The following is a 12,737-nucleotide window of genomic DNA, read 5'->3' as shown; positions in this document are numbered from 1 at the left end:
TAAGTTTCCCGCACACCTCTTCTTGTTCTAAAATAAATCTAACTAATTTTCTATTCAGCATCCCACCAAACTCTGTTTAGCCAGTCGTCTGTTCCTCCCATCCTATCAACAGCTTCTTGGTAATTTATTGGGTTATTAGTAGCTTCAAATTCTGGATAAAAATGTCTGCGAGGGATAATGCCGCCTGTACCACTGCTATACCATTCTACAGAAGTAAAAGGCACCAATTCAGGGTATCCAGAGCGTCTAAAATCGGCATAAGCTTCTTCTCCATTTAAAAAGAAATTCACCCACATTTGCTCATGAATAACACGCATATCATCTGGAAAAGTCGCTGGCAAAGGATTAGCAGCAACAAAATCATCAATAGCACTTTGCTCAATTGGAGGTGCGCCTGGATATTGTGAAACCAATTCCATAGAGGCTCTAATTCCTTTTTCAAAATGAGATTGAGCATCGGAAGCTCCCCAATTACGTATAGATGCTTCTGCTAATAATAATTCTACTTCAGCATAGGTCATGTGGAAAAAGGGAGCATTTAATGCTGCTACATATTTACTGGGTTGCATATGCTTTTGAGCATGTGGAACATAGGCAACATAATTGCCACCCCCATCAACTAAATCACCAAAATCCGCCCATTCATTCCACCACATGGCTCCATAGGTAATTCCTAATTTTAAATGCTCGGTAAGATCTTGCCCATATTCTCCACTATTTACGCTTAGATACGTTCCTCCATAAATTGATAACCTTGGATCTTGAGTGTTTTTCATAAAATCTACAAGCGTATTTGTTAAACGAAAACCTTCAGAATTAGGAGTTGCTCGGAAAACTTGAGATATGGCATTTCCTCTATTTTCTCCTGTACCAAAGTTAAATTCGCCATAAGTTACCATACAGGTATCATCGTTGCTTTGCATAACCCCTCCGTTTATGGCTGCTCTTACTTGTTTTTCTGATTCTGAAGGATTCACTTTTGATATACGGAATCCTAAACGCATTCTTAAAGAGTTTCCGAACCTTTTCCATTTTTCTATATCTCCGTTAAACATTAAATCTCCTCGAACATCTTGAGACGAGCTGTCAAATGATTGTACAGCTTCTTCAAGTTCTTTAAAAAAGTCTGTATAAATATCTTCTTGCCTGTCATATTTTGGCTGTAAAATTTTATCAATAAACCCTTTTCCAGCTTCAGAATAAGGAATATCACCGTATAAGTCTGTTAGCTTTGAGAAAATATAAACTTTTAAAATTCTTGCTGCCGCCCTAGTATTTTTAAATTCTTCCACATCTTTAGTTCTATGTACTAAATCAACGATGTTCTTTACTTCATTCGGATAAGACCCTTCCCAAAGGGCATACCAATGCGGTCTTTCTACAACTCTATATTGTCCGCCATGTTGCGTCCACCAAGATCCACCCAAGTGCTGAACCATTGGGGAGCAAATACCTAAGTTATTAGCCCAGCTTGTAAACTGCACACCAACTAAATCTAATTGAATTTTAGTAATTTGATTTCCGGGATCTATTGAGTTAAATACATTAGGGTTTGTATTGATCTCTTCAAAATCTTCAGTACATGAAGACAGGGCAAAAAGCATTACAAAAATGCTTAAAGCTATAATATTTTTAATTGCTTTCATTATAATATATTTTAATGTTAAGTATGATCAATTATATTTAATTCTTAAAACTTTAAACTCAAATTTAAACCATAATTGCGTCTAGTTGGTAAAGAGCCATATTCCAATCCTTGACCATTACCATTGTTATAGGTAGACTCTGGATCTATATTAGGTACATTCTTGTAAAATGTAAATAAGTTTCTGCCTATTACTGAAATGGTTAAACCTTTAATATATTTTTTTGATAAATATTTACTTGGCAAAGAGTAACTCAAACTTAATTCACGTAGTTTTACATAACTAGCATCATAAACATTCGTTTCTGGTATTTTATTAGTAGCTTCTAACCAGTAATTTTGAGGGTTTACAATAACATCATTTTCTTCGTATGTTTCATTGCCTTCCGAATCAGTACTAACCAATTTTACGCCATGGCCAACATAACCTCCATCTAGAGTAAGAGGTACGTAGTCTGTTGGACTACCTCCACCAGCAATAAAATCTAACCGTGCTTGCTCATTTCTAGCTGCCCAATCATTAAATGCCTCTCTACCTTCTAAGGATGCAGTATGTGTTCCTCTAGCTAACAAAGAACGGTTCGTAATTGAATAAATATCACCTCCAATGCTTACGCCCAAAGAAGCTTTTAATCTGAAATTTTTATAATTAAATGTGTTAATTACACCACCTGTCCAATCTGGTAAAATATTCCCTATTTTCATATTTTCATCAGTTGCAAGTGGCAAGCCTGTAGTAGCATCATGTACAATATTCCCTTGAGGGTCTCTTTTGTAACCGCGCCCATAAATTTGCCCAAACTCTTCTCCTGCAAAAGCAACAATTGTAACGCCAGACCATCTAGCATTAGCAACGGTGAAAACATCAATGTCTTCATGAAGACTAATTACTTTATTCCATATTTTTGAGTAATTGAGGGTAACGTCCCATTTAAAATTATTGGTATTAATCGGTTTTACAGTAAATAGCAATTCAATTCCTTTATTTTCTAAAGCTCCAGAATTTAATCTTGCACTGCTAAATCCTGATGCCGTAGGTACTTCAACTTGTAAAATTTGGTCATCAGTTGTTTGGTTATAATATGTGAAATCAACACTTATTCGATTATTAAGAAACCTTAAATCTGTTCCAAACTCATAAGATGTTGTTGTTTGAGGCTTTAAGTTAGAATTGGGTATAGTATTTCCGTCAATTTGTCCTTGGGAAAATCCACCAAATGACAAGCCTGTTATGGCATATGTTTGTTGAAGACTAAAAGGGTCTGTGTCACCCCCAACTTGTGCCCAAGAAGCCCTTATTTTACCATATGTCATAGCGTTTTTATTTATATTAAAAGCATCAGTAAACACAAAGCTTCCTGAAAAAGATGGGTAAAAGAATGAGTTGTTTTGTAATGGTAAAGTGGAAGACCAATCATTTCTCGCTGTAATATCAATAAACGCAAAATCTTTATAGCTAATTTGCGCTAAACCAAAAACACTTTGTATTTCTTTTTTAGTACCGCCCGGAGTAACTACAGGGCTTTGAAAATTTAAAATATTAGCTATTCCAGGCTCTGCAATTTCTGTTGCTGTTGTTGAGATTATACTGGATTCCTGCTTCGAAACATTAGCTCCCAAACTTGTTGTTATATGCCAATCATCGTTTATTGATTTGGAATACGTTAGAAGTGCCTCATGATTAACCTCTTGTACAGTAGATTCTAATTCTGAATAAAATCCGCCCGTTCTAGTAGGGGTACCCCTGTCCATAAAATTAATAAAATTAAAATTATATCTATCTACGCCTGACTTTAATCTTAATTTAAGATTTTCATGCAAATTGAAGTTTAGGTTCACAAAACCCAATAAACGATTCTTTTTGCTTTTATTGAATGTTTTATTAATGGTCCAATAAGGGTTTGCCCTAAAGTTGTTACCTGTATAATCAATATAGTTTCCATCTTGATCTATATAATTTTGCAGCCATGCCTGATCTATATTTGGAGCTAAACCAACCAATCCATTACCAATATTATTAACATTATCTGTTAATGCAGGACGGTTCTTTACATTCTCAATAATATAACTGGCTTTAGTGTCTATTTCTAGAAAGTTGTTCAATCTATTCTTTGCACGTATAGTAAAACTATTTTTTTCTAAACCAGCATTAGGTATGATATCCTTATTTGTAACATTAGCATAAGAAAATCTAAAACTTCCTTTTTCCTGACTGGAATTAAGAGAGATGCTGTTTGTATAAGTTGTTCCTGTGTTAAAAAAATCCTGAATGTTATTTTTAACTAATCCGTATGGTCGCACAGTGCCATCTCTTTGTAGAATTGTTAATGACGGGTCTAGTTTAGGACCCCAAGCACTGGTAATACTACTGGCTTGTTGTCCTTCTCTAGGTAGGCGGCCGTTAATACCTTGTCCATAAATAGTTTGGTATTCATCTAGTTTAGTAGATACTTGATCCATGGTTATAGATGAATTAAAATCTATATCTAAACTTTTCTTTCCAATTTTACCAGATTTAGTCGTTATTAAAATGACACCATTCAATGCTCTACTCCCATATAATGCAGATGCAGAGGCTCCTTTTAATACTGAAATGGACTCAATGTCTTCTGGATTAATATCTGCACTACTATCACCTAAATCGAAACCTCCATTTTGATCAGCTTGTCCTAGTGAGGCACTATTTATAGGAATCCCATCAACAATATACAAAGGTTGGTTATTGTCCTGTATGGAACTTATCCCTCTAATAACTACTCTTTGTGAACCCGAAGGACCTGTTGCCATTTGAGAAATATTTACCCCAGCAATTTTCCCGGACAAACTAGAAATAGGGTTGATTTCTCCATTTTTAGAAACTTCATCAGATTTAACTTCGGTTACAGCGTACCCCAAAGCCTTCTTACTGCGTTTTATGCCTAAGGCCGTTACAACCACCTCGTTTAGCTCGTTTAAACCTTCTACAAGTGTAATATTTACAACCGATAAACCTGCGACATTCACTTCTTGGGTTATATATCCTAAAAAGCTAATCACCAATGTTTCGTTAAGAGCTACATCATTTAATGAGTATTTCCCATCAAAATCTGTAACCACTCCTTTATCAGTTCCTTTAACTAAAACAGTTGCCCCTAGCAAAGGACCTTCTTTACTCGATACGACTCCAGTTATAGTTTGTGCAAATAACATACTCGAGCAGCACATTAATAGACATAATAAAAAGTTGTTTTTTTTCATAAAAAAAATGTTTTAAGTTAAATATGACAATTTATTGCATACAAATTTAATAAAATAAAATAAATACGCAATATTTTGCATATTTATTTCAATTAAACTTATATTAGCTGATAAAATACGCCTGAAATATGCATTTTTATTACAAATAAATTTATGCAATATTTTGCATTATAAAATATAATATATTATTTTGCGATTCAAAATATCATAATAAGTATCATGTTTTAATTAACTAAGAACATCATTAAATGAAGAAAAATTACACCATAGTATTATTAATCCTAATCACATTTTTTGTGATTTCGTTTTTGACAAATATTTTAGGTGCACTAAATCCAAGTGTATCAAACAGCTTTAATTTAAGTGAAGGAATGGCCGGTTTTTTGCCGTTTACATTTTTCATTGCTTATGGAGTCATGTCAATACCTTCCGGTTTTTTAGTAGAAAAATATGGAGAGAAGAAACTAATGCTCCTCGCTTTTTTACTTGCTTTTATAGCACCTGTGCTCTTCATTTCTTTTCCAAGTTTTGGCATGTACTTATTTACCCTATTTACTATAGGCTCTGGCATGGCTATCTTGCAAGTAGTAATTAATCCATTATTAAGAGTTACAGGCGGGGAAGAAAATTATGCTTTTACATCAGTATTAGGTCAATTAGTTTTTGGAGCAGCATCTTTTGTCAGCCCGCAAGTATATTCATGGCTTGTAACCAATATAAATGGAACTAAAAACTCTAATTGGTTCATTGAAATAATCTCAAAATACATTCCAATTAATATGTCCTGGACATCTATTTATTGGATTTTTGCCATTATTAGTTTACTAATGATCTTTATTTTACTAACCATTGCTTTTCCTAAAGTTGAATTAAAACAAGATGAAAAAGTAGGAACAAAAAAGAATTATATCAATTTATTTAAAAACAAACTTGTAGTACTTTACTTTTTTGGAATATTTGCCTATGTTGGTGCCGAACAAGGGATCTCTTATTGGATGAGTAAATTTTTAAATGTATACCACAATTTTGATTATGAAACAATAGGTGCAAATGCCATAGGTAACTTTTGGGGATTAATGACCGTTGGTGGGGTTTTTGGATTGATTTTGCTTAAGATTATGGATAGTAAAATAGTATTAAAAATATTCACCAGTCTCTCAATTGTATGTTTTGGATTTGCTGTATTAAGTAGCAATGCCAACGTGTCACTTTATGCTTTTCAGTTATGTGGCTTGTTCTTATCTGTAATGTATCCAATTATTATGTCTTTAGCACTTAATTCTGTTAGTGAATATCATGGTGCATTTACCGGAATATTAATGACAGGTATTGTAGGAGGAGCCGTAGTACAATTATTTATAGGGTTTCTTAGCGATTTTACTTCTCTTAAAACAGGGATGTTATTCGTTTTTATAACATTGGTATATATTTTAAGTATTGGTTTCTGGGCTAAACCAATCGTAAAAAATAAAATAATAAATTTAAAACAAAATAAATGATTAAATATAATGATGCTAAACTTATAAGTATCGATCTTGGTGGTACAAAGGTGAATGTTGGATTGATAGAAGATGCAAAAATTATACGTAAAACATCTGCAAAAGTCCCAAGTATACATAACGATGAATGGTGTGTTATTAACTTAATTATAGACTTAATAAAAGAAGTCGCTAGAGACAGCACCATAGAGGGTATCTATATTGGAGTTCCAAGTATTGTAGATAAAAAGCTTGGAATTGTTCATGAGGTTCAAAATATTCCCGCATGGAATGAAGTTCATTTAGTATCAATTCTAAAAAATGAATTTAACCAAGTTCCCGTACTAATGGATAATGATGCAAATTGCTTTACAGTAGGTGAATATTTTTTTGGCTTGGGTAAAGGATGCAAAAGCATAGTTGGCATCACTTTAGGAACAGGGTTAGGTGCTGGCATTATTTCTGAAAACCATTTAATAAATGGTACCAATGGAGGTGCTGGTGAATTTGGAATGATACCATACAAAGACGGAATTATTGAAGATTATTGTAGTGGTAAATTTTTTAAAAAACATAATTCATCAGGAGAAATATTGATGCAAAAAGCGACACAAGGAGACCAAAAAGCATTGGCTCTTTTTGAGAAATTTGGACATCATTTAGGTAGCGCCATTAAGATAATAATGTACACTGTCAATCCAGAAAAAGTAATCATTGGAGGAGCTATTGCAAAGTCTGCTATTTTCTTTGATAAAGCATTAAAAAAAAGTATTTCTAATTTTGCGTACAAAAAGGTACTCAATAATTTTAAGGTTGAATACTCAACTAACTCCGACATAGCACTTCTTGGAGCGACATCATTAGGCTATGAATCATGCTCAAAACCAATATAAAAATGACCTATTTTCATAATAAAAAACTAAATCTAAACAAAATATGAAACCAATTATCGGCGTACTTCTTGAAGGAAAAACCATAAAAGTAGGTAAGATTCTTGACGGAAACATAATTAAAAGCTGCACAAAGATTATTGACAATAGAGCCTCTAAAGAACATGTGATTTCAGAAGTTATTACGGCTATTGATGAGGTTTTTGATAAAGAAATTGAAGGCATTGGCATTGGTGTTCCAGGATTGGTTGATTTAAATCAAGGAGTCATTTATCAAATACAAAAAATTCCTTCTTGGAAAGAAGTACATATTAAGGACATTTTAGAAAGTCGATTTCAAGTAAAAGTTTATGTTAACAACGATGCAAATTGCTTTGCAGTTGGCGAAAAATATTTTGGAGTAGCTAAAAACTACGAAAATATTGTTGGGTTAATATTAGGTTCTGGGGTGGGAACCGGAGTTATCTTTAAAAACCATTTATATTCTGGAACTAATTGTGGAGCTGGGGAATTAGGTTATTTACAATATAAAGAACATGATTTTGAATACTATTGTAGCACTTCATATTTTAAAGAAAAGTATGATTTAGATTTTAAAACCCTTTACAAAAGAGCAAAGCAAGATGATAAAATAGCATTGGCAATTTTTGAACAGTACGGGCAAGATCTAGGAAACCTAATCAAGGCTATTCTCTTAGTCGCTGACCCTGAAATTATAGTTATTGGAGGAGCAATATCAAATGCTTTTTCTTTCTTTAAAAAAGAAATGTTTAGAGTTGTAAAAACATTTATGTACAAGCATGTTCTTAATAATCTTAAAATAGTTGTTTCAGAAAACAAAAATATTGACGTCTTAGGAGCTTCCGCTCTATTTTATGATGCTCAAAATAACACGTTAAAAAAGTATTAATATTTAAAAATATCAATCATGAATAAATCTATTACTATATGGCACCTATTTGCTATGCTAATTATAGTAGGTTGCAACAAACCTAAAGTATCATTCGAAGCTATTTTACTTTTAAATCATACGGGTTATAACAAATCTGATTTTAAAAATGTCGTATTTCAAACTAAAGCAAATGTCGTCCCTGAACAATTTCAAATTCTTGACCAAAGTAATACCGCTGTTTTCAAAGGCCTCTTTAAAAAAGGAGGGCAAATTGATAATTGGAACACAGGCAATGCTTTTGTTGGTGATTTTAGCAAATTTAACGTAGATGGTGAGTATACTATTAGCACTAGTATAGATGGATTAGAGTTTAAAAGTCGACTTTTTAAAATCGACAATAAAACAATGATTGACAAAGGTTTAGAACTGCTAATAGAAGGTTTTGAGTCTCAACATCCCGAAGTTGATTTTGAAAAAAAAGATAGTAAAATGACTTTTTTCGGAGCAAGAAAAGACACCGTAGATGTTCATGGCGGATGGTATGATGCTTCAGGAGACAAGTCTAAATACTTCAGTCATTTGTGTTATTCAAACTTTATGCCTCCTCAGCAAACTCCAATTTTTGTATGGAATTTAATGGAGTCGATTTCAAAATACAAACAAAAGGAAAATGTAGATAAAAATCTTGTAAATCGGATGCTAAAAGAAACTACTTATGGTGCCGATTTTTTAATGCGCATGCAAGATGAATTAGGTTATTTTTATTTAACAATTTTTGACAATTGGTCTGGAGATCCAGAAAGAAGAGAAATTTGCGCCTATAAAACTCAAGATGGAATAAGAAGCGATCTATACAAAGCTGCTTTTAGAGAAGGAGGAGGCATAGCTATTGCTGCTCTAGCAAGAGCTTCACAACTAAACTCTAAAGGAGAATATAGCAGGCAGGATTATTTAACAGCCGCCATTAAAGGTTTTAATCATCTTATAAAAAACAACAACGCTTATACAGACGATGGTACCGATAACATAATTGATGATTATTGCGCATTAATAGCTGCCACAGAACTTTTTGTAGCAACTAAAGAATCATCGTATCTAGACTATGCTAGAAAAAGAATGACTCAATTAACAAATAGATTGAGTAGTGATGAAAACTATTCTGGATGGTGGCAAGCAGATGACACTGGTAATCGCCCATATTTTCATGCAGTGGAAGCAGGTTTGCCTTTAATTGCATTAGCTCGATTTTTAGAGTTCGAAACTGATGAAAATTTTAGAAATACGGCTATAAATGCCATTCAAAAATCTTTTGATTTTGAAGTAAAAATTACTTCAGAAGTAAATAATCCTTTTGGTTACCCTAGACAATATGTAAAAGCGATTAATGAAAACAAAAAACGAGCAGCATTTTTTATACCACATCAAAACGAAACAGGTTATTGGTGGCAAGGAGAAAACTCTCGTTTAGCATCTTATGCAAGTGCTTTTTATATGGTGCAACCTTATTTAACAGAACAACAAAAACCCTTAGCAATACAATTAGCAACCAATAACATAAATTGGATATTAGGTTTAAACCCTTATGATATCTGTATGGTAGACGGTATCGGTTTTAACAATCCAGATTATTTCATTGAAAATGATCACTTTAATTTTAAAGGAGGTGTTGCAAACGGTATTACATCTGGATTTACAGATGAAACAGACATTGCCTATATGCCCGATCACTACAAAGAAGACCCTGCTCAAAATTGGCGTTGGGCAGAACAATGGATGCCTCACGGTTCTTGGTTTATGCTCGCTATAACTTCTATTAAAGAATAGTAAATAAAGAGTTTCTTGAAACGAACCATCCCCGAAGCTACTTGCCAACAGCTGAGCACATGTTTTATAATGATGAAATGGTGAAAAACAAACGAATTATATGTCGCATTTTATGATAGAAACGTATTTAGACATAAATATTGAAGAATTAAACTGTAGATATAATTAACTCACATTGAACTCATTTAAACCTTTTGGATTGTAGTGAAAATTAGCAATTTTGTTTCCATTTGAAGGCGTTTTTGAGTTGCATAGCTAAGCTACGAAAGGAAAAAAGATAAAAAATGGGTATAAAAGGGCCATTTTTTAGCCAATTAAAAAAGTTTAAATGAGTTCATTATCAAAATAGCTATAAAATTTTAATTATGGTAAAGTTTATAAATGTAATCCTGATTTTCGCAATACTACTTTTTGTAGCTACGTGTACAAATAATCAAACCCCACCAACAAGTCAACAAGATCCATCTATAGGTGATCAAGTGTCAAATTATCCATTTCCCAATCATACTGTTTACGTTGGAGATTATATTAAACCAAATAATTATACTCAAACAGAATTAGATAATCAAACAAAAACATTTTACAATGAGTGGAAATCAGAATATCTAAAAAATGATTGTGGAAACATTAATGAATATTATATTCAGTATAGCAATGAATCAAAAACAGTTTCCGAAGCGCACGGTTACGGAATGCTGATCATGTGTTATATGGCTGGTCATGAAAATAATGCCAAATTATATTTTGATGGCATGTTCAAATATTACAAATCCCATCCAAGTAATATTAACCATAATTTGATGGACTGGCAGCAAATAACATGTAATGATGTATCTAGTTCTGCAGATGGTTCGGCTAGTGATGGTGATATTGATATTGCGTTTTCACTTTTGCTGGCACATGCTCAATGGAAGAGCGAGGGAGACATCAATTACTTGCAAGAAGCAAAAACCATTATTAATGCAATAATGCAAGATGAAATCAACCCCAATACCTCAACCGTGAAACTAGGAGATTGGAGCAAATCCAACAATCCGAGTTTTTACTACGGAACAAGATCTTCGGATTTTATTACGAGTCATTTTAAATCTTTTTCAACGGCTACTGGCAATTCAAATTGGAATTTAACTGTTGATAAATGCTATGATTTGGTCGCTACAGTTCAAAACACGACTACAGGGTTAGTACCTGACTTTATTATAAACACCAATACCACTGCAATGCCTGCTGGGCAAAACTATTTGGAAGGAATATATGATGGGAGCTATTATTATAATGCCTGCCGTTTTCCTTGGAGGATAAGTACAGATTATTTAATAACAGGTGACAACAGGGCGAAAACAGTAATTACAAAATTGAATACCTGGTTAGCCACATCTACTTCTGGCAACGTAAATAATATTTCCAATGGCTATAATTTGGATGGTACCAAAATATTTACATGGAATGATGTAACATTCGTTGGTCCATTTGCTGTTGGAGCAATGACGGATATCAATAACCAGACTTGGCTAAATAATTTATACGAAAATTTAATATCACAGAATGATTTAGTGGATGGAGATTATTATTCAAACACGATAAAATTGCTTTCTATGATTACCATTTCTGGGAACTATTGGGCACCAGACTACAGTTCTTAATGATAATATTATGACATAAAAACCTTTAAAAATTGCTAATAAAATTATACGCTTTAAGAACAAGGTATGGTATTATTAGATAGATAACCAACCCTATTATAACAGAAATGGTATTACACAATAACACCTTATTTATCAGTTAAAACAGTCTAAGTCTAAAAACAAAAAAAGCCTTTCAATAAATTGAAAGGCTTTTGCTTTTGGGTGGAAGACCGGATTCGAACCGGCGACCCTTGGTACCACAAACCAATGCTCTAACCAACTGAGCTACAACCACCGTGTAACTTGCATTTTGTAATGCGTGTGCAAATGTAATTGATTTAAACCTTTTCTACAAAGACTTTTTTTAATATTTTGTATTGATATCAAAAATAAAATGCTTAAAAATTCTAACTATTTAATATCGAATAAACTATCTACCACAACATGACGTTCAACAGTGAAACCTTCAGCATGTTCAACGTTTACTAGTCTTCCTAAATCTCTGGCTCTATAAACAATACTATCTGTAAAGTTCTTACTAGATATAGGTGTTTCAGGTTCTTTACTACTACCATCATAAAACTGTGTTTTATAAGCTTGTACAGATGCCATTTTTTTATCTATAAAACCAGACACATCGACAGTTAAATCTGGCTCTAAATTTTTCCATTGTATATAATGATATACTTGCTTAGGTCTCCATGGGTTTTGCGTCTTTTCCCCATCATTAGTTTCAATTTTAATTAATCCGCTTAAAAAACAAGCATCACTAACTAGTTTACTTCCTTTACCATGATCTATATGCCTGTCATCAAATGCATTACAAAGCACAATGTCTGGTTGATACCTACGAATCATTTTAATGATTTCTAATTGATGTTCTTTATCATTTACAAAAAAACCATCCGCAAATCCCATATTAACTCGAACGGCTACACCTAGTATTTTAGCAGCATTATTAGCTTCAATAGCTCTTGTTTCAGCTGTACCTCGTGTTCCTAGTTCACCTCTTGTTAAATCTATGATACCTACTTTTTTCCCGTTGGAAACTTCTTTCGCTATGGTACCACCACATCCTAATTCTACATCATCAGGATGCGCTCCAATAGCTAGTATATCTAATTTCATAATACTTTTTGTTAGTAT

At 33.1% G+C, this 12,737-nt stretch carries 8 protein-coding genes and 1 tRNA gene; 5 read left to right on the top strand and 4 right to left on the bottom strand.

Annotation, left to right across the window (positions count from 1 at the left end):
* Positions 1-50: 50 nt before the first annotated feature.
* Both Q4Q47_RS20125 and Q4Q47_RS20120 read right to left on the bottom strand, forming a co-directional pair.
* On the bottom strand, positions 51-1,646 hold the full coding sequence (locus Q4Q47_RS20125; RefSeq protein WP_303308526.1) for a SusD/RagB family nutrient-binding outer membrane lipoprotein: 1,596 nt from the start codon (positions 1,644-1,646) through the stop codon (positions 51-53).
* A 44-nt stretch (positions 1,647-1,690) separates the two neighbouring features.
* Entirely contained in the window at positions 1,691-4,882 is a 3,192-nt protein-coding gene (locus Q4Q47_RS20120; protein WP_303308525.1) for a SusC/RagA family TonB-linked outer membrane protein, read from the bottom strand.
* A 248-nt stretch (positions 4,883-5,130) separates the two neighbouring features.
* Between Q4Q47_RS20120 and Q4Q47_RS20115 the strand changes: the two genes are divergently transcribed.
* The 5 genes from Q4Q47_RS20115 to Q4Q47_RS20095 all read left to right on the top strand — a co-directional run bounded on the left by Q4Q47_RS20115 (position 5,131) and on the right by Q4Q47_RS20095 (position 11,609).
* Positions 5,131-6,381, top strand: a complete 1,251-nt coding sequence (locus Q4Q47_RS20115; RefSeq protein WP_303308524.1) for an MFS transporter — start codon at positions 5,131-5,133, stop codon at positions 6,379-6,381.
* Positions 6,378-7,253, top strand: coding sequence for an ROK family protein (locus Q4Q47_RS20110; RefSeq protein ID WP_303308523.1), 876 nt, complete (start codon positions 6,378-6,380; stop codon positions 7,251-7,253). Before Q4Q47_RS20115 ends, Q4Q47_RS20110 begins: the two co-directional genes overlap by 4 nt.
* A 43-nt stretch (positions 7,254-7,296) precedes the next feature.
* Entirely contained in the window at positions 7,297-8,160 is an 864-nt protein-coding gene (locus Q4Q47_RS20105) for an ROK family protein (RefSeq protein ID WP_303308522.1), read from the top strand.
* 18 nt (positions 8,161-8,178) lie between these two features.
* Positions 8,179-9,966, top strand: a complete 1,788-nt coding sequence (locus Q4Q47_RS20100; RefSeq protein WP_303308521.1) for a glycoside hydrolase family 9 protein — start codon at positions 8,179-8,181, stop codon at positions 9,964-9,966.
* Between the two features lie 365 nt (positions 9,967-10,331).
* Positions 10,332-11,609 (top strand): glycosyl hydrolase family 8, encoded by a 1,278-nt coding sequence (locus tag Q4Q47_RS20095; protein WP_303308520.1) that lies wholly within the window; start codon positions 10,332-10,334, stop codon positions 11,607-11,609.
* A 202-nt stretch (positions 11,610-11,811) separates the two neighbouring features.
* Here the strand turns inward: Q4Q47_RS20095 and Q4Q47_RS20090 are convergent.
* Both Q4Q47_RS20090 and bshB1 read right to left on the bottom strand, forming a co-directional pair.
* A tRNA-His gene (locus tag Q4Q47_RS20090) sits at positions 11,812-11,887 on the bottom strand.
* Positions 11,888-12,002: 115 nt separating this feature from the next.
* Positions 12,003-12,719: a bacillithiol biosynthesis deacetylase BshB1 gene (gene bshB1 / locus Q4Q47_RS20085; RefSeq protein ID WP_303308519.1), complete on the bottom strand. Its 717-nt coding sequence runs from the start codon at positions 12,717-12,719 to the stop codon at positions 12,003-12,005.
* Positions 12,720-12,737: the final 18 nt, after the last annotated feature.

Source organism: Flavivirga spongiicola (genome assembly GCF_030540825.1).
In the GTDB taxonomy this organism is placed as follows: Bacteria; Bacteroidota; Bacteroidia; order Flavobacteriales; family Flavobacteriaceae; genus Flavivirga; species Flavivirga spongiicola.
Note: the sequence above shows the minus strand (reverse complement) of the source record. Positions and strands in the feature narration are given on the sequence as shown.